Origin of the sequence: Ramlibacter sp. PS3R-8, from assembly GCF_037572435.1 — a bacterium.
GTDB lineage: Bacteria > Pseudomonadota > Gammaproteobacteria > Burkholderiales > Burkholderiaceae_C > Ramlibacter.
The window spans coordinates 1,255,235-1,273,920 of the sequence record NZ_JBBHGT010000001.1 but is presented as its reverse complement, the minus strand read 5'-3'; the positions used below and the strand labels follow the sequence as shown (position 1 = coordinate 1,273,920).

The 18,686-nt window shown below is 68.8% G+C and carries 14 protein-coding genes; 4 read left to right on the top strand and 10 right to left on the bottom strand.

Annotated features, from left to right (window positions below):
* Together WG902_RS05935 and def are read right to left on the bottom strand one after the other, a co-directional pair.
* Complete coding sequence (locus tag WG902_RS05935; protein ID WP_340059029.1) at positions 1-495, bottom strand: hypothetical protein; 495 nt, start codon at positions 493-495, stop codon at positions 1-3.
* Between the two features lie 13 nt (positions 496-508).
* Positions 509-1,021, bottom strand: coding sequence for a peptide deformylase (gene def, locus WG902_RS05930; RefSeq protein WP_340059028.1), 513 nt, complete (start codon positions 1,019-1,021; stop codon positions 509-511).
* A 139-nt stretch (positions 1,022-1,160) separates the two neighbouring features.
* Here def and WG902_RS05925 point away from each other — a divergent pair, with 139 nt between their 5' ends.
* The 3 genes from WG902_RS05925 to WG902_RS05915 all read left to right on the top strand — a co-directional run bounded on the left by WG902_RS05925 (position 1,161) and on the right by WG902_RS05915 (position 4,110).
* Positions 1,161-2,387 carry a LysM peptidoglycan-binding domain-containing protein gene (locus WG902_RS05925; protein ID WP_445263656.1) on the top strand — a complete coding sequence of 409 codons (1,227 nt, stop codon included), beginning with the start codon at positions 1,161-1,163 and terminating at the stop codon, positions 2,385-2,387.
* A 10-nt stretch (positions 2,388-2,397) separates the two neighbouring features.
* Entirely contained in the window at positions 2,398-3,507 is a 1,110-nt protein-coding gene (gene dprA / locus WG902_RS05920; protein ID WP_340059026.1) for a DNA-processing protein DprA, read from the top strand.
* Positions 3,508-3,624: 117 nt separating this feature from the next.
* Positions 3,625-4,110 carry a DUF494 domain-containing protein gene (locus WG902_RS05915; protein WP_340059025.1) on the top strand — a complete coding sequence of 162 codons (486 nt, stop codon included), beginning with the start codon at positions 3,625-3,627 and terminating at the stop codon, positions 4,108-4,110.
* Between the two features lie 93 nt (positions 4,111-4,203).
* Here the strand turns inward: WG902_RS05915 and WG902_RS05910 are convergent, their stop codons facing one another.
* From WG902_RS05910 to WG902_RS05890, 5 genes are all read right to left on the bottom strand, one after another.
* Complete coding sequence (locus WG902_RS05910) at positions 4,204-7,014, bottom strand: DUF1631 family protein (protein ID WP_340059024.1); 2,811 nt, start codon at positions 7,012-7,014, stop codon at positions 4,204-4,206.
* 12 nt (positions 7,015-7,026) lie between these two features.
* A complete protein-coding gene (secF, locus tag WG902_RS05905) occupies positions 7,027-7,980 on the bottom strand; it encodes a protein translocase subunit SecF (RefSeq protein ID WP_340059023.1) in 954 nt (317 codons plus the stop codon).
* A gap of 64 nt (positions 7,981-8,044) precedes the next feature.
* On the bottom strand, positions 8,045-9,928 hold the full coding sequence (secD, locus tag WG902_RS05900) for a protein translocase subunit SecD (protein ID WP_340059022.1): 1,884 nt from the start codon (positions 9,926-9,928) through the stop codon (positions 8,045-8,047).
* 3 nt (positions 9,929-9,931) lie between these two features.
* Positions 9,932-10,264: a preprotein translocase subunit YajC gene (yajC, locus tag WG902_RS05895; protein WP_340059021.1), complete on the bottom strand. Its 333-nt coding sequence runs from the start codon at positions 10,262-10,264 to the stop codon at positions 9,932-9,934.
* A gap of 98 nt (positions 10,265-10,362) precedes the next feature.
* Positions 10,363-13,932 (bottom strand): indolepyruvate ferredoxin oxidoreductase family protein, encoded by a 3,570-nt coding sequence (locus tag WG902_RS05890; RefSeq protein ID WP_340059020.1) that lies wholly within the window; start codon positions 13,930-13,932, stop codon positions 10,363-10,365.
* A gap of 95 nt (positions 13,933-14,027) precedes the next feature.
* Here WG902_RS05890 and WG902_RS05885 point away from each other — a divergent pair, with 95 nt between their 5' ends.
* Positions 14,028-14,507, top strand: coding sequence for an Lrp/AsnC family transcriptional regulator (locus WG902_RS05885; RefSeq protein ID WP_340059019.1), 480 nt, complete (start codon positions 14,028-14,030; stop codon positions 14,505-14,507).
* A 150-nt stretch (positions 14,508-14,657) separates the two neighbouring features.
* Here WG902_RS05885 and mltA read toward each other — a convergent pair whose 3' ends face one another.
* From mltA to WG902_RS05870, 3 genes are all read right to left on the bottom strand, one after another.
* Entirely contained in the window at positions 14,658-15,863 is a 1,206-nt protein-coding gene (mltA, locus tag WG902_RS05880) for a murein transglycosylase A (RefSeq protein WP_340059018.1), read from the bottom strand.
* Positions 15,864-16,025: 162 nt separating this feature from the next.
* Entirely contained in the window at positions 16,026-16,652 is a 627-nt protein-coding gene (locus WG902_RS05875) for a response regulator transcription factor (RefSeq protein WP_340059017.1), read from the bottom strand.
* A complete protein-coding gene (locus WG902_RS05870; protein WP_340059016.1) occupies positions 16,652-18,682 on the bottom strand; it encodes a PAS domain S-box protein in 2,031 nt (676 codons plus the stop codon). Before WG902_RS05870 ends, WG902_RS05875 begins: the two co-directional genes overlap by 1 nt.
* Positions 18,683-18,686 lie beyond the last annotated feature (4 nt).

Sequence of the window (18,686 nt, the reverse complement as noted above, 5' to 3'; positions counted from 1 at the left end):
TTACTTGCGTTCGTTGGGCGCGTTGACGAGCTCCATCGCCTGGTGGGCGCGCCCCACCGTGCCCTGAGGATCGAGGTACACGTAATAGAGCATCGGGCTGCCGCCCAATTCCTTCCAGCGGTACATCATGATCGGGCCGTTCCAGCTGGCGACGCCGTCGACTTGCGCGGGCGGACCGAACTCGCGCAACACGTCGGCGCCGGTCCACTTGCCTTCCTCGATGCGCGCGAACTCCTGCGCCGTCAACACCTGCCGCGATCGCACCACGCGGCCGGAGGCATCGAGGTCCACCATGAACGCGTAGCGGCCCCAGGGCTGCATGGTGTATTGCAGGCGCTGGCCGCCCTCCGGCATGGGCACCACCCGGACCGGCTGGCCGGCCCGGGCGATCACCTCGTCGCGTGGGGTGCCGGGGGCGACGTCGACCGTGTTCCAGGGGTGCGCGCAGGCAGCCAGCACCAGCGCGGCGGCGGCAAGGGCGAAAACGGTACGCATGGAGACTCCTTGGTCAGACCCGCTCGGTGTCTCGGCGGGCCTTGAGCATCTTGGTCTTGATCCGGTTGCGCTTCAGGGGCGAGAGGTATTCTACGAACACCTTGCCCTGCAGGTGATCCATCTCGTGCTGTATGCACACTGCCAGCGTGCCTTCAGCGGCAAGCTCGCGCTCCTTGCCCTCCCCATCCAGGGCGCGCACGCGGATGGCAGTGGACCGCTCCACGCCGTCATAGATGCCCGGCACCGACAGGCAGCCCTCGTCACCGACCTGCACTTCCTCGCTGGCCCAGGTGATCTCTGGGTTGATCAGCACCAGCGGCTGGTTGCGCTGCTCGGACACGTCGATGACGACCACCCGCTCGTGGACGTCCACCTGGGTGGCGGCCAGGCCGATGCCGTCGGCGTCGTACATCGTTTCCAGCATGTCGGCCACCAGGCCGCGGATGCGGGCGTCCACGGCCTGCACCGGCTTGGCGACGGTGTGCAGGCGGGGATCGGGATAACGGAGGATGGTGAGGAGCGCCATGGAGATCACGGAAAAGGCTGTTGTCGCTATTTTCGCCACTTTTGCCGTTGCCGGCTGGCGACAAAAGCCATAAACATTGCCCAATCAAGGACTTGAGTGGAGAATCGCCAGCAACTTGTCAAGAGCGGACGAAACACAGATGGCTCTCTCCAAGGCGGTTTCCGGCCTTTCTCATCGTAGCAATGTGGCGCTCGCCGCACTGCTCGTTGCCTGGGGCCTGGCCTCCATCCCCGCAGCGGCGCAGAACTTCCCGATCACGCCACAGCAGCGCTCCACGGCGGAAGTGGTGGCGGTGAGCGGCATCCCGTTGTCGGAGCTCGCTCCCAACGCGCCGGATTCGTACATCGTGAAGGTCGGGGACACCCTCTGGGGCATCTCCGGCATGTACCTCAAGACGCCGTGGCGCTGGCCCGAGCTGTGGGGCATGAACATGGAGCAGGTGCGCAATCCGCACCGCATCTACCCCGGCCAGACGCTGTACCTGGACAAGCTCGACGGCATGGCCCGGCTGCGCATGGGAGCGATCCCGGACGGCGCATTGGGCACCGTGCGCGTTTCCCCGCGCACCCGCCTGTCCTCGCTGCCCGACACGTCGATCCCGACGCTGCCGCCGGGAGCCATCGATCCGTTCCTGAACGAAGCCATCATCGTCGGCGAGGGCGAGCTCGATCGCGCGCCGCGCATCGTCGCCGGTCCTGAAGACCGCGTGCTGCTGACCCGCGGTGACCGCGCCTACGTGCTGGGCCGCCCTGGCACTCCGATGGTCGAGCGCAACCCGCGCTTCGTCGAGGCCTTCCGGGTCTTTCGCGAAGCGAAGCCATTGGTGGACCCGCTGACCGGGCAGTTGCTGGGCTACGAGGCCCACTACCTGGGCAGCGCGGACCTGGTGCGCAGCGAATCGATCCAGAAACTGCTCGTGAGCAGCGGCAAGATGGAAGACACCCTGGTTCCCGCCACGGTGGACATCACCCGCGCCAAGGAAGAAATGCGGGTGGGCGACCGGCTGCTGCCGGAGCCGCCGCGCCAGTTGACCAGCTACGTGCCGCGCGCGCCGACGGTGCCGGTGGAAGGCACCATCGTGTCCGTCTACGGCGACGCGGTCTCGCTGGTGGGCCAGAGCCAGGTGGTCGTGATCAACCGCGGCACGGCGCAAGGCGTGGAGAATGGCCACGTGATGACCATCCTGAAGGCCGGACGCCGCATCCTGGACCGCTCGCAGCCCGGCGAGCTGGTGTCGCTGCAGTTGCCCAATGAACGCAACGGCCTGCTGATGGTGTTCCGCAGCTTCGAGAACCTGTCGTACGCCCTGGTGCTGGAAATCTCCGACACCGTGAGCATCGGCGACCACGTCACCAACCCGCGCTGACGGCGCGCCCATGCAGCGCGACGAGCTGGCAGCCTGGCTGCGCCTCTCGCTGAATCCCTCCCTCGGTCCGCAGGCCGCCCGCAAATTGCTGGCGGCCTTCGGCTTGCCGCAACAGGTGCTGGCGCAGACCGACACCGTCCTGGCGCAGGTGCTGGACGCCGGCCGCATCAACGCGCTGCGCAAGGACCCGCCAGGACACGAGGCGGTGCTCGAATCGACGCTGGCCTGGCTCGCCCAGGACCCGGCCGGGCGCGAGGTGCTCACCCTCGCCGACCCCGACTATCCAGCGACGCTGCTGCAGACGGACGACCCGCCGCTGATGCTGTACCGCATGGGACGGCTCGGCGCCATGCCCGAGCGCGCACTCGCCGTCGTTGGCAGCCGCAATCCGACGCCGCAGGGCCTGCAGAATGCGCGCCGGTTTTCCCGCGCCTTCGCCGAGGCCGGCGTGACCGTGGTCTCCGGGCTGGCGCTGGGCATCGACGGCGCCGCGCACCAGGGTGCGCTGGACGGCGCCGCGCCCGACGCGGTGGCCACCATCGCCGTCGTCGGCACGGGGCTGGACCGGGTGTACCCGAAGCAGCACCTGCAACTGGCCCACCACATCGCCGAGCGCGGCATGATCGTCAGCGAATACCCGATCGGGACGCCGCCGCTGCCGGCGAACTTCCCGCGCCGCAACCGACTGATTTCGGCGCTCGGCCAAGGCACGCTGGTGGTGGAGGCGGCGCTGCAGTCCGGCTCGCTGATCACGGCGCGCTTTGCGGCCGAACAGGGCAAGGAGGTGTTTGCCATCCCCGGCTCCATCCACTCACCGCACGCGCGCGGCTGCCACGCGCTGCTGCGGCAAGGGGCCAAGCTGGTCGAGAGCGCGCAGGACGTGCTGGAGGATCTGCGGCTCGTGCTGCCTGCGGCGCCGTCGCCCCACGCCGGCGAAGAAGCGGAAGGCGAGGACGCGCTGCTCGAGGCCCTGGGGTTCGATCCGATGGGGCTCGACGCGATCATCGCGCGCACCGGCATCCCCGCACCGCTGCTGCAGGCGCGCCTGCTCGAACTGGAACTGGCGGGCGATGTCGCGCGGCTTCCCGGCGGGCTGTTCCAGAGGCAAGCGAAAGCCTAGGAGCGCGCGGCACAGCGACGAGCCGGCGCAGGCGCGTGGCCCGGCCGACGCGGCGATGCAACAGCATCGCGTAAAGGCCTGGCGGGAGGCCTCACGTTCTGGGCTATATTGAGGTTCATGTTTGAAGTGCTGGTGTTCGTCTACGAAAACTACTGGCGCGGCGATGCTTGCCCCGAGCTCCACCAGCTCGGACGCAAGCTCAGCGCCCATGGCTTCGAACCCGACGAGATCCACGATGCCCTGGTCTGGCTCGATGGACTCAACGTCGCCGCGCAGAACATCACCCTCCCCGTCGAACCCGAGCCCGAGTGGGCGCCCGAGCAGAGCGCCACGAGCATGCGCGTGTTCTCGGTGTCCGAGCAGGACCGGCTGGGTGCCGCATGTCTCGGCTTCATCAGCTTCCTCGAAAGCTCCGGCGTGCTGCCGCCGGCCCTGCGCGAGATCGTGGTGGACCGCGCCATGGCCGCGGGCCTCGACGGCGAGATGCCGCTGGACGCACTGAAGATCATCGTGCTGATGGTGTACTGGCGCTTCGGCCACGAGCCCGATGCGCTGATCCTCGACGAGCTGTGCGACGACACCGAGGATCGGCTGGCGCATTGAAGGAACGCCGGGGTGCGCTGCGCGCAACCCGGCCTACAGGTTGCCCTGGCCATCGGGTAGGTCGGGTTGACCGCAGGTCACCCCGACACCCGTTTACTGCAGCAACCGTTCCGGATTCGCGTCCAGCTTGGCCAGCGCATCGCGCGTGGCGCGCACGGTCAGCGCCTCCTCCTCGGTCGGCACCAGCAGCCCCGCTTGCAGGTAGGCGCCCAGGCGGCGCAGCGGCATGAGGTAGCAGTAGCCGTCGCTGGCGGCGAACAGGTGCAGCTGGCGGCGGTCGCTGGCCCACGAGTACTGCACCTGCCGCATCTTGCCGTTGTGGTCCAGCGTGAACCAGTTGCCCGGCTGCAGCTCGTTGGCCCACCCCATCATGGCCGCATTGGGCTGCGAGCCCCCGGTGCTGATCACCTCGATCATGGAGGCGTCGATGCCCAGCATCATCTCGATGCTCTCCTGGTCCAGCGGCAGCTCGCCGGCATCGTCGTCGGAGACGAAGTCTTCCAGGTTGGCCAGCCGCTTGGTCATCTCCTCGATGCGCGCGTGCGGGATGGCCTCGGTCTTGGACAGGAAGGCGTCGGCCAGCGTATCGCCGATCGCCTTGATGTGGTTTTCCTGGTCGCCGGCGTTCAGCCCCAGCAGCGTCATGCCGCGCCGCAGGCGCGCCAGCAGCTCGGGCAGGTCCTGGATCACCTTGGCGCGGTCATCGCGGTTCGGCTTGGCGCTGGCCGCCCAGACCAGGTCGCTGGCGGACTTCTTCAGTGCCAGCGTCTCCTCGTGCTGCGGCCCGTTCTTGACTGCGGCCACGGCCAGCACCTCGGCCCAGACCTTGAACAGGAATTCGCGGATCTCGTCGCGCACCGGCACGTCGCTGAGCATCTTGCGCAGTTCGATGGTGTACTGGACCGCCATCGTCTCCTTCTGCTCCACCTGCTGGGCGACGGTGACCAGCTTCTGGGACGGGCCCTTCTCGGTGAGGAAGCGGGAGAGGAAACGCTGGAACTCCTCGTAGACCAGCTGGAACACGCGCCGGCCGGTCTCCGGGTACTGCTCGATGACCTGCACCACGCGGCGGATCTCCGCCTCCATGGCGCTGCCCGAGATGTCCGTCGAGTCGAACCCGAGCACGCACGAACCCATGCGGTCGATCAGCTGGCGCGCGGGGTGCTCCAGCGTGCCGAAGAATTCCGGCTCGCCCAGGGCCACCCGCAGCACCGGCATCTGCAGCCGCGCGAACCAGACGCGCACCGTGGCGGGAATGCGTTCCTCCGCCAGGATGCTCTGGAACATCAGCGCGACGATTTCGATCGTGGCCTTCTCGCTGGTGGAGGCGGCCTTTTTCTTGAGGTCCTGGGTGCGGACGCGCAGGTCCTGGGCGACCTGTTCGACGGCTTCGTCGTCGAACACCACGATGTCGCCAGCCGTCACCGCCTCGTTGACGCGGGCCTGCACCTGCGTCTGCACCTGCGTCGCGTGCACCGTCACCGCCTGCACCAGCGCCGCGGACGGGGCCGGGCGCGTGCCTTCCGGCGCGTCGAAGCCGGCCACCTTGTCGCGCAGCAGGCGCTTCAACTGGCCGATGACACCGGAGGCCCGGGCCTTGGCCCGCGCCAGCGGCGTCGTATTGGTCATCATGCGGGTCTCGTCCTGGATCCCGCTGCCCTGGGCCGTGGAACTGCCGCCGGCGTAACCCGATGCGGGGCCGCCCTGGCCGTTGGAACCACCGGGGCGGCCGGTACCGTCGGAGCCGAAGCTGCTGCCATTGCCGCCGGCATAGCCGCCGCCACCGAAGCCGCCGCCAGGCCCGCCCGCACCTGCACCGCCGCCACCGCCGAACGCGGAGCCTCCCGCGGCACCCCCCGCGTAACCCGCGCCTGAGAAACCGCCGCCGCTGGAGCCACCGCCGCCTGCGCCGCCGCCATATCCGCCGGAACCCGCGGCGCCGCCGCCGCTTCCACCGCCACCGGAGCCACCGCCGCCCGAGCCACCGCCACCGCCACTGGCGCCACCGCCGCCGCCAAAGCCGCCGCCGCCGCCACCGCCAGCGAAGCCGCCTTGCGTGGACGCGCCCGCATAGGCGGAGCCGGGCCCGCCGTGCGCCGAACCGCCGAAGCCGCTGCCGTTGCCGCCGCCGCCGGAACCGTTGCCGCCGCCGAAGCTGCTGCCGCCCCCGGCCCCGCCGCCGCCCTGCCCCCCACCGCCTTGGCCGCCCGGCCCCATGCCGGTCGGCTTCGGTTCCGGCCGGCGTTCGGGCGTGCCGACCGGCCGCTTGACGCGCGAACGCAGGTCGATGTGCGGCAGCACGCCGCTTTCGACCAGGAATTCGTTGGCCTGCTGGTAGCCCTCCAGCGCCCGCGGCACGACCGCGTCCTGGATCACGTCCTTGACGGCGACCCAGGTTTCACGCGTCAGCTTGGCCGCGCTCCATTGCTCCACCAGCATCTGCGAGAGCGCTTCCGGGCGCAACACGTCCTCGGTGGCGAGCTCCTCGCCGCCTTCGAGGTGCGTGATGCGCAGCTTCAGGTCGTTCAGGTCCCAGACGGCTTTTTCCTGCACCGCCATGGCCAGTCGGGAGGAAAGGATCTTGTTCTCGACGACGTCGTCGCCGATCAGCTCCAGGCTGGCAAGCTGCATGCGCACGCGCCCGGTGACCGTGGGCGGCACCACGGCGCGCCGCCAGGAGCGGGCCGCGGCATCCACCCAGCTCGCGGAGGCGCGCTCGAATTCGACCAGCTGGTCCCGCTTTTGCTGCATCGCCCGGCTGCTTTGCGCCGTGTTCATCTGCTCGCCCAGGGCCGTGCGGATGGACTCCACCAGTTCGGGCAGCACGCCCTGCATATGGGCGACGAACCGCTCGCGCGCCTGCCGCGCCAGGGGCGTGGAAGCAGGGGTGAGCGTGGAAGCCATCGGTCTGCGGCCTCAGACGGTTGCGCCCGCGTTCGGGTCGTTGCCGTCGCCTTCGCGCTTGGGCTGCGCCTTCACCAGGTCCTCGCGCTTGATGCCCAGCCACATCGCGATGGCCGCGGCGACGAACACGGACGAATAGATGCCGAACAGGATGCCGATCGTCAGCGCCAGCGCGAAGTAATGCAGCGTCGCCCCGCCGAACAGCAGCATCGACAGCACCATGATCTGCGTGGAGCCGTGGGTGATGATGGTGCGGCTGATGGTGGAGGTGATCGCGTTGTCGATCGTCTGCACCGTGGTCAGCTTGCGATAGCGCCGGAAGTTCTCGCGGATCCGGTCGAAGATGACGACCGACTCGTTCACCGAATACCCCAGCACCGCCAGCACCGCCGCCAGCACCGCCAGCGAGAATTCCCACTGGAAAAAGGCGAAGAAGCCCAGGATGATGACGATGTCGTGCAGGTTGGCGAGGATGGCCGCCACCGCGAATTTCCATTCGAAGCGCACGGCCAGGTAGATCATGATGCCGGCCACCACCATGGCCAGCGCCTTCAGCCCGTTGGTCACCAGCTCCTCGCCCACCTGCGGCCCGACGAACTCGACCCGCCGCAGGGTGATGCCGGGATCGACCGTTTTCAGGGCCGCGAACGTGCGGTCACTCTGTTGCGCGGAGGTGACACCCTTTTGCGCCGGCAGCCGGATCAGGACGTCGCGGGCCGTTCCGAAGTTCTGCACCTGGACGTCCGAGAAACCGAGGTCGGCCACGGCCTTGCGCACCGCCTCGACGTCGGCGGGCTGGGAATAGCTCACCTCCATCACGGTCCCGCCGGTGAACTCCACCGACAGGTGCAGCCCCCGCGTCACGAGGAAAAACACCGCGGCGATGAACGTGAGCACGGAGATCACGTTGAACACCAGCGCGTTCTCCATGAACGGGATGTCCCGTCGAATCTTGAAAAACTCCACTGCCTGATTCCTTCTTGGGCATGATTTTCCCCGGGCGATCCGGTGGAAAAACCGCCTCTTTTCCCTACTCTGCCTTGGTTATAGCGCCATCCGCGTTCGGCCGCCAGACCGTTCCGATGGACACCGACTTGAGCTTCTTCTTCCGCCCGTACCAGAGGTTCACCAGGCCCCGCGAGAAAAACACCGCGGAGAACATCGACGTCAGGATGCCGATGCAGTGGACGACGGCAAACCCGCGCACCGGGCCGGAGCCGAAGGCGAGCAACGCGACCCCGGCGATCAGGGTCGTGACGTTCGAGTCCAGGATGGTCGCCCAGGCCCGGTCATAGCCGGCCTGGATCGCCGCCTGCGGGGAGGCGCCGTTGCGCAATTCCTCCCGCACCCGCTCGTTGATCAGCACGTTGGAGTCGATGGCCATGCCCAGCGCCAGCGCCATGGCCGCCATGCCCGGCAGGGTCAGCGTCGCCTGCAGCATCGACAGGATGGCCACCAGCAGCAGCAGGTTCACGGCCAGCGCCACGCCGGAGAACACGCCGAACAGCATGTAGTAGATGCCCATGAAGGCGACGATGGCGGCAAAGCCCCAGGCCACGCTGTGGAAGCCCTTCTGGATGTTCTCGGCGCCCAGCGTGGGGCCGATGGTCATCTCCTCGATGATCTCCATCGGCGCGGCCAGCGAGCCGGCGCGCAGCAGCAGCGCGGTGTCGCTGGCCTCCACGGTGCTCATGCGGCCGGAGATCTGGACGCGCCCGCCGCCGATCTCGCCGCGGATCACGGGCGCGGTCACGACTTCGCCCTTGCCCTTCTCGAACAGCAGGATGGCCATGCGCTTGCCGACGTTCTCGCGGGTGACGTCGCGGAAGATCCGCGCGCCCTTGGCGTCCAGCGTCAGGTGCACGGCCGGCTCCTGGGTCTGGTTGTCGAAGCCCGCCTGTGCGTCGGTGAGGTTCTCGCCCGTCAGCACCACCTGCTTGCGCACGATGTTGGGACGGCCTTCGCGGTCCAGGTAGCGCTCGGCGCCGAAGGGCACCGGCCCGCTGCCCGCCTCGGCGGCGCGGCCTTCGGAGCTTTCGTCGACCATCCGCACTTCCAGTGTGGCCGTGCGGCCCAGGATGTCCTTGGCGCGGGAGGTGTCCTGCACGCCGGGCAGCTGCACCACGATGCGGTCGGTGCCCTGCTGCTGGATCACGGGTTCGGCGACGCCGAGCTCGTTGATCCGGTTGCTCAGGGTCACCATGTTCTGCTTGAGCGCCTGGTCCTGCACGCGGCGCGCGGCTTCCGGCTTCAGCGTCGCGGTCAGCCGGGTCGTGTCGCCGGCGACGGTGTCCACCACCTGCAGGTCGGGGAACTGGTCGGCCAGCACGGCGCGCGCCGCGGTCAGCGCGGCCGGATCGCGGAAACTGACTTCGACCGTCTGGTTGTTGCGGTTGATGCCCGCGTGGCGGATGTTCTTTTCGCGCAGCACCGAACGCAGGTCACCGGCATACGACTCCGCCTTCTTGGTGATCGCCGCCTGCATGTCGACCTGCAGCATGAAGTGCACGCCACCGCGCAAGTCCAGCCCCAGGTACATGGGGGCCGCCCTCAGCGAGGCCATCCACGCGGGGGTCTTCGACACCAGGTTCAGCGCCACCACGTAGGGAGAGTCGGCGGGGTCCGGCGACAGCGCGCGCTGGATCGCGTCCTTGGCCTTGAGCTGGGTGTCCGTGCTGTCCAGCCTGACCTTCAGCGAGGCGCCGTCCAGCGCAATGGACAGCGGCTTGATGCCGGCTTGCGCCAGGGCCTGCTCGACCCGGGCGCGGGTGGATGCGTCCACCTTCACGGTGCTGCGGGCGGACGCCACCTGCACGGCGGGGTCCTCGCCAAAGAAGTTGGGCAGGGTGTAGAGCACCCCGATCAACAGCGCGACCACGATGATCGCGTACTTCCAGAGGGGGTAACGGTTCACGGCTTACTTGATCGAGCCCTTGGGCAGCACCTGGACGACCGCGCTGCGCTGCACCTGCACTTCGACGTTGGGCGCGATCTCGACGGACAGGTAGGTGTCGCCGAGCTTGGTGACGCGGCCCAGCAGGCCGCCGGCGGTGGCGACCTCGTCTCCCTTGGCGAGCGCCTCGACCATCGAGCGGTGCTCCTTCTGCCGCTTCATCTGCGGGCGGATCATCACGAAGTACAGGACGACGAACATCAGCACCAGCGGCAGCAGGCTCATGAAGGAGGACTGCATGTCGCCGCCGGCAGCGGCGGCCGGCGCCGTTTGGGCGAAGGCGGAAGAAATGAACACGGTTGCTCCAGGGCGGAAAGCCGTCAGGGAAGGGAGACACCCATGGCTCGGCCTGGCCGCTGCCATGGGAAGGGACTGGCGATTGTATGCGGCGTCGCTCAGGCGGCCTGGCGCTGCGGCGCGGCGCCGCGCCATTGCTGCAGCAGGCGCTCCCACTGCGGCCGCACGGCCGCCAGGTTGCGCTCCTTCACGTGGCCATAGCCCTTGACCTGCTCGGGCAGCCGGGCGATTTCCACGGCCAGCCCATGGTTGCCGGGCTGCAGCCCCGCGACCAGTTCCAGCACGGTCTGCCGGTACTCCTCGATCAGGGCCCGCTCGGTGCGGCGCTCCTCGGAGCGGCCGAACACGTCGAGCGCGGTGCCGCGCAGCCCCTTCAGCCGCGCCAGCAGGCGGAACAGGTGAATGGTGGCAGGGCCGAACTTGCGCTTGACCAGTTCGCCCTTGTCGTTGCGCCTGGCAATGAGCGGAGGCGCCAGGTGGTAGTGGATCTTGAAGTCGCCCTCGAACTGGGCCGCCACCTTCTCGCGAAAGCCCGTCTCCGCGTGCAGCCGCGCCACCTCGTATTCGTCCTTGTACGCCATCAGCTTGAACAGGCCACGCGCAACGGCTTCGGTCAGCGCCGTCTTGCCCAGCGGCAGTTCGGCGACCCGCACCCGCTCGACCAGGTCCTGGAAACGCCGGGCGTAGGCCGCGTTCTGGTAGCCGGTGAGGAATTCGACACGGCGGGCAATCACGGTTTCGAGCGTCTCGCGCTTCTTGAACTCGATGACCTGCCCGCCCGACCCGAGCAGGGCGGCGACCGATGCGGGATCGTGCGCGGCGCGGCGGCCCCACTCGAAGGCGGCCTTGTTGTTGTCCACCTGCACCGCATTCAGCTCCATCGCACGCAGGATCGATTCACGGGCCAGCGGCACCCAGCCCTTCTGCCAGGCGAAGCCCAGCATCAGCGGGTTGGTGTAGATGCTGTCGCCGAGCGCGCGCTCGGCCAGCGCATCGGCCTGGACCGTGGCGAGCTGCGCCGCGCCCACGGCCTTGCCGATCTCGGTCGCACAGGCGTCCGACGGGTTGTCCCAGGCGCCGTTCTTCACGAAGGCCGCCGTCGGCGTGCCGTGTCCGTTGAGCGCGACCCGCGTGCGGCCCGGCCGCATGCGCAGGACCGTTTCCTTGCCGCCGGTGACGATGGGATCGCAGCCGATCACGAGGTCGGCCGCCGCCGCGCTGACGCGCGTCGTGCGGATCGCATCCTGGTCGTCGGCGATCAGCACGTGGCTCCAGGTCGCGCCGCCCTTTTGCGCCAGGCCCGCGGAGTCCTGCGTGACGATGCCCTTGCCTTCCATGTGCGCGGCCATGCCGAGCAACTGGCCGATGGTGATGACGCCGGTGCCGCCGACACCGGCCACCACGATGCCGTAGGCTTCGCGCGTGGCGGGCAGCTGCGGCTCGGGCAGGGCGGGGCCGTCGTGCGGCGAAGGCAGGTCCTGTTTGGCTTTCGACCTGCCTTTGAGCTTGCCGCCTTCGACGGTGACGAAGCTGGGACAGAAGCCCTTGAGGCAGCTGGTGTCCTTGTTGCAGGTGCTCTGGTTGATGACGCGCTTGCGGCCGAACTCGGTTTCCAGCGGCTCGACCGACAGGCAGTTGGATTGGACGCTGCAGTCGCCGCAACCCTCGCACACCAAGTCGTTGATCATCACGCGCAGCGCCGGGTCCACCATCGTGCCGCGCTTGCGGCGGCGGCGCTTCTCCGTGGCGCAGGTCTGGTCGTAGATCATGGCCGTGACGCCGGGCGTGTCGCGCAGCTCGCGCTGCACCTTGTCGAGGTCGTCACGGTGATAGACCATGGTGCCGGCGGGCAGCGCGGCGCCATCGTACTTTTCGGGTTCGTCGCTCACCACCACCAGCTTCGCCACGCCTTCGGCCACCAGGCTGTGCGCGATCTGCAGCGGCGTGTGGCCCTCGGGCCGTTCGCCCACCGGCTGGCCGCCGGTCATGGCGACCGCGTCGTTGTAGAGGACCTTGTAGGTGATGTTCACGCCGGCCGCGATGGCCTGGCGGATCGCCAGCGAGCCGCTGTGGAAGTAGGTGCCGTCGCCGAGGTTGGCGAACATGTGCTTGTCGCTCGTGAACGGCTGCTGCCCCACCCACGGCACCCCCTCGCCCCCCATCTGGGTGAAGCCGACGGTGGCGCGGTCCATCCAGGTCGCCATGAAGTGGCAGCCGATGCCGGCCATGGCGCGCGAGCCTTCCGGCACGACGGTGGACGTGTTGTGCGGGCAGCCGGAGCAGAACCAGGGCGCGCGGTCGCCCTTGACCTCCACCACCTGCATCGCGCGCTCCTTGGCTTCCAGGATCGCCAGTTGCGCGTCGATGCGCCCCTGCACGTCGGCGTCCAGCCCCATCTTGCGCAGGCGCCGCGCGATGGCGGAGGCGATCAGCGCCGGCGACAGGTCGGCGTTCGCCCGCAGCAGCGTGTTGTTGGTGGGGTTCGGCATCGACCACTCGCCGCCGGAGAAGTCGCCTTCCACCTCGTTGAACTTGCCCACCACCACGGGGCGGACGTCGGGGCGCCAGTTGTACAGCTCCTCCTTCAACTGGTACTCGATGACCTGGCGCTTTTCTTCCACCACCAGGATCTCCCGCAGCCCCTGGGCGAACTCGCGCGTGCCCTGCGCCTCCAGCGGCCACACCACGCCCACCTTGTGCAGCCGCACGCCGATGCGCCGGCAGGTGTCGTCGTCCAGGCCCAGGTCCAGCAGGGCCTGGCGCGCGTCGTTGTACGCCTTGCCGCTGGCGATGATGCCGAAGCGGTCGTTCGGGCCTTCGATCACGTTGTAGTTCAGGCGGTTGGCGCGGATGTACGCCAGCGCGGCGTACCACTTGTAGTCGAACAGGCGCGCCTCCTGCTCCAGCGCGGTGTCCGGCCAGCGGATGTGCACGCCACCGGGCGGCATCGCGAAATCCGTGGGCAGGCGGATCTGCACGCGCTCGGGATCGATCATCGCGGTGGCGCTGGACTCGACGACCTCCTGGATCGTCTTCATGCCGGACCACACGCCGGAGAAGCGGCTCATGGCAAAGGCGTGCAGGCCCAGGTCGAGGATCTCCTGCACGTTGGCCGGGAAGAACACCGGCAGCCCGCAGGCCTTGAAGATGTGGTCGCTCTGGTGGGCCGCGGTGGAGCTCTTGGCGACGTGGTCGTCGCCGGCCACCGCGATCACGCCGCCCCACGGCGTGGTGCCCGCCATGTTGGCGTGCTTGAAGACGTCGGAACTGCGGTCCACGCCGGGGCCCTTGCCGTACCAGATGCCGAAGACGCCGTCGAACTTGTTGGTGCCGGGCGGCGCGAAACCCAGTTGCTGCGTGCCCCACAACGCGGTGGCAGCGAGTTCCTCGTTGACACCTGGCTGGAACACGATGTTCTGCGCCTGCAGGTACTTCTTGGCCTTCCAGAGCGCCTGGTCGTAGCCGCCCAGCGGCGAGCCGCGGTAGCCGCTGATGAAACCGGCCGTGTTCTTGCCGGCCAGGGCATCGCGTTGACGCTGCAGCATCGGCAGCTTCACGAGCGCCTGCACGCCGCTCATGAACGCGCGGCCGTAGTCGAGCGAATACTTGTCGTCCAGCGTGACGGTCTCGAGCGCCTTGCGGATGTGTTCGGGCAGGGGTGCGTTCATGCGCAAAGTGTAGGGCGGCATGTGCCGGTATGTCTTTGCGTTCAGTGCCCGGAATACCCTAGGATGCGAAATATCCTTTCGCGAAACGGGCGCTTATGGAAAAGCTTGACCGATATGACATCCAAATCCTTACCGAGCTCCAGGCGGATGCGCGGCTGACGAACGCCGAGCTGGCGCAGCGCGTGGGCCTGTCCGCGGCCCCGTGCTGGCGGCGCGTACGGGCGCTGGAGGAGGCCGGCTACATCAAGGGCTACCACGCGGAGATCGACCGCCATCGCATCGGCCTGGGGGTGCTGGCCTTCGTGCGGCTCGATGCCGACCGCAACACCGGCGAGCGCACGCGCGAGATGGAAGAGGCGATCCGCAAGATCCCGGAGATCGTGTCCTGCCACTACATCAGCGGGGCGGGCACGTTCGAGCTGCAGGTGGTGTCACGGGACCTGGACTCCTTCTCCGAGTTCGCGCGCAAGGTGCTGATCAACCTGCCGAACGTGAAGGACATCCACACGAGCTTTTCCCTTGGGGAGGTGAAGGCTTCCAGCAGTTGGCCGTTGGCGCATCTCGCGAAGGCCTGAAGGCGGGAGCGGACAGCCGGACGCAGAAGGCGCAGAAGTTACGCAGAAGTCGCAGAAGGAAGACAGGAAGGATTGGAAGAAAAACCCTTCAGGCTGTTCTTTTGCGTCTTCTGCGTAACTTCTGCGCCTTCTGCGTCCCGGTTGTTGGTCTTATCTAGGCCAGAGCACCCACATCGCCAAAGGCTGCTTGAGACGTCCCGCAATCTCGCCCGCCGCATCGCCCCAGCCGACGAAATAGTCGGCGCGCACGGCGCCGACGATGGCGCTGCCGGTGTCCTGGGCGAAGACCAGCCGGTTCAGGGACAGCACCGGGCCTGGCGTCGACAGCCACACCGGCGTGCCATACGGAATGCTCTCCTTGTCCACCGCGATCGAGCGGCCCGGCGTCAGCGGAACACCCTGCGCGCCGCGCGGGCCGAAGCCGGCGTCCAGCTCCGACAGCGGCTCCTCGCGGAAGAACACCACCCGCGGATTCGCCCACAGCATTTCCTGCACCCGCTGCGGGTTGGCGCGCGCCCACGCCTTGATGCCGGGCCAGGACGCATCGGTGATCGCGCGCTGCTGCAGCAGCCAGCTGCCCACGCTGCGGTACGGCTGCTCGTTGGTGCCGGCATAGGCCACGCGCACGATGCTGACCCGCCCATCCGGCTCGGTGACGCGCAGCCGACCCGAACCCTGGATCTGGAGGGTCAGCGCATCGAGCGGATCGGCCACGTAGGCGATCTCGCGCCCGCGCAGCGCCGCGCGCGCCTGCGGCAACGTGTCGATCTCCTGTTTCGTGTACCAGGGCCGCCGCGTCGCCAGGTCGGCGGGCGGCCGGTACAGCGGTGACTGCTGCGTGGAAGTGGGCTGCCGCGAAGCATCGAGCACCGGCTCGTAATAGCCGGTGAGCAGGCTTTCCGCGCCGGCCTGCAACGGCTCCACCCGGTACGGCTGCAGCCGCCGCTGCATCCAGTCGCGCTGCTCCTCGACGGAGGCGATCGACAATCGCCGCACTTCCGGACACAGCCGCGCGTGCGGCCCTGCAGGCCGTTCGCAGCTGCGGATCCAGGCGTTCCACGCGTCGTGCAACGTGTCGGCGTTGAAGCCCGGCAGCTCCGACCAGCGCACGGCCTGCCAGCGGCTCTTGCCCTGCACCAGCGCCGGCGGCAGCGCCACGCCGTCGTCGGGCGGCAGGGGCAGGGCGCCCGCGGGAGCGGTGGAACCGGACGGCGTGGGCGGCACGCGTGGCGACGGGGGCAGGGGCACGGAGCCGCAGGCCGCCAGCATTCCTACAATCGCGCTCAATGCAAGGACACGGAACATGTTGCTGATTCTGCTGGAAGCCCTGCTCGCGTTGGTGGTGCTGGTGGGCATCGTCTGGTGGACCATGTTCTCGGGTCGCAAGGGCGGCGAGCCGCCGCGCGATGGAGACGACTCGTAGGCTGGAGGTGAGCGCAGCGATTCGTAGGCTGGTGGTGAGCGCAGCGAACCCCAGCTGGACGCTCGCCGACCTGGGGTTCCTGTGTCACCGCCAGCCTACAAATCCCGCATCAGGTTCGCCAGCTCGACCGCCGACTTCACCTCCATCTTGTCGAACACGCGCGCCCGGTGCACTTCCACCGTGCGCACGCTGATCGCCAGCTGGTCCGCGATCAGCTTGTTCGGCATGCCCTTGGCCACCAGCCCGATCACGTCGCGCTCGCGTTCCGTCAGTTCGGCCAGCCGGCGTTGCAACAGCCGCCTGGCACGCTGCGCTGCCACCACCTCGGCCGAGCGGCGCAGCGCCTCCTCGATGCGATCGACCAGCGCATTGTCGGAAAACGGCTTCTCGCAGAAATCGAAGGCCCCGCGCTTGACCATGTCCACCGCGGTCGGCACGTCCGCGTGGCCGGTCAGGAAGATCACCGGCATCACCTGGGCCAGTCCGCGCTGCACCAGCTGCTCGAACAGCGCCAGCCCGCTCATGCCCGGCATCCGCACGTCCAGCAGCAGGCAGCAAGCCTGCTCCGGTGCGAGGCCGCCCTCGATCGTCGCGGCGAACTCCTCCGCGCTGGCGTAGCTCGTCGACAGCAGCCGCCGCGACCGCAGCAGCCAGGCCAGCGCCTCGCGCACGCCGGCGTCGTCGTCGACGATGTAGACGGTGGCATCGCTGGCGGGTTGCATCAGGCTTTGAGGTCCGGCTGGGCGGGCAAGGTGAAGCGGAAGATCGTACCTTGGGGCAGGTTGGGCTCGAACACCAGGGAGCCGCCATGCTGCTCCACGACCGTGCGGCAGAGGCTGAGTCCCAGCCCCATGCCCTCGACCTTGGTGGTGAAGAAGGGAGTGAACAGCTGCCCCTTCACCTCCTCGGCGACGCCGGGCCCCACATCGGCGACGGAGAAGGCGAGCCAGCGCCGGCCGCCCTCGCCGGCGGTTGTCGCGCGCACCTCCAGCACCAGCTCGGGCTCGGCCACGTGCGCATCGTCCATCGCCTGCATGGCATTGCGCGCCAGGTTCAGCAACACCTGTTCCACCATGGTGCGGTCGCACAGCACCGAGGGCAGGCCGTCCGCCATGCGGATTTCCACCCGCACGCGCAGCTTGCGCGCCTGCAGGTTCACCAGGGGCAGCACGGCGTCGACCAGCTCGCGCGCGCTGACCGGCTCGCGGGCCTGGTCGCGCCGCCGCACGAAGTCGTGCACGCTCTTGATGACGCGGCCCGCGCGGTCGGCCTGCTCCGCGATGCGCGCCATCGCCAGCCGCAGCTCGACGGCCGGCGGCGCGTTCTGCTGCAGCAGGTTCATGGAGCCGTGGGCGTAGCTCGCGATCGCGGCCAGCGGCTGGTTCAGCTCGTGGCTGAGCAGCGACGCCATCTCGCCCACCGTGGCCAGCCGCGCCGTCGCCTGCAGCCGCTCCTGGCTGGCGCGCGACAACTCCTCCACGCGGCGCTGCTCGCTGATGTCCAGCACGGCACTCATCCAGCCGGTCTGCAGGCCCTGGGCGTTGATCAAGGGCGCCTCGATGATCAGCACCGGAAAGCGCGTGCCGTCCTTGTGCATGAAGACCGACTCGAAGCCCTCGCGCGGCGGCGCGTTGCGGCCGGCCAGCCGCACCTGCTGCCGCTGGCGGTACTCGTCTGCGCGCTCGGGCGGCCAGTAAGGCGCGGGCGAGCCTTGCCCGAGGAGCTCTTCGGGGCTGAAGCCCACCATCTGGCAGAAGGCCGGATTGACGTAGGTCGTGTGCCCCTGCAGGTCGCGCGCGCGCAGGCCCGTCACCAGCGAATCCTCCATCGCCTTGCGGAACGCCAGCGCATCGGCGAGGTCCTGTTCCGCGCGCAGCCGGCGCCGCGTGTCATGGCCCAGCGTGAACAGCACGGTCACCAGCGCGATCGACATCACGGTGACCAGCGCCGTGAGCACGTTGGGAAACAGGTCCGGCTCCGAGCGCCGCCAGCTGTCCATCCGCAGCACCATCGTGTTGCCCGGCAGGTCCAGCAGTTGCTGCGCGGTGAACACGCGCCTGCCGCGGCGCGCCAGCCCATGGATCGCCAGCCGCGTGCCATCCGCTTCGGTGAAGGAGATCTCCTGGCTGCGGCCCATCTGCGGCCCGATGTGGGTGGCCAGCAGGTCCGTGAGCGAATAGGTGGCCACCACGAACCCGAGCAGGCGGCCCGCCTCCACGTGCGGCAGGCACAGCTCCATCAGCTCGAGCCCGAGGCCGTCGGGTTGCGGGACGAAGTGGCTGCGCGCGTAGGCATGGCCGCTGATGCGGCGCGCGCCGGCGCAGGCCTGCTGGATCTCGGGCAGCGAGTTCGCGCGGCCGAGACGGGCGAACACCGGCGGGCGGTACGGCGTGTCCGCTTCCGCCACGAGCTCCAGGCCCGGCCCGCGCCGTTCCAGCCGCACCCAGTCGCGGTGTTCGCGCAGCAGCCGCTCCGCCTCCGGTTGCCAGCGATCGAGGTCCGCCCGGCCCGACTGCAACGCCTGCAACTCCTGCACGTTGCGCGTCATGGCGGAGCGGATGTCGCTCAGTGCGTCGGCCACGTCCCGCTCGACGTTGGCCTGGGCCACGCTGGCCTCGTACCGCGCCGCCAGGTAGACCAGGGTGACCAGCAAGGCCACGACGATGACGCCCAGCAGCACCCACAAGGACCAGCCGCGCCAGGACGACAGTCGCCGCAGCCCCGATCGGAAGGACCTCGGAACCGCTGTCAATCAG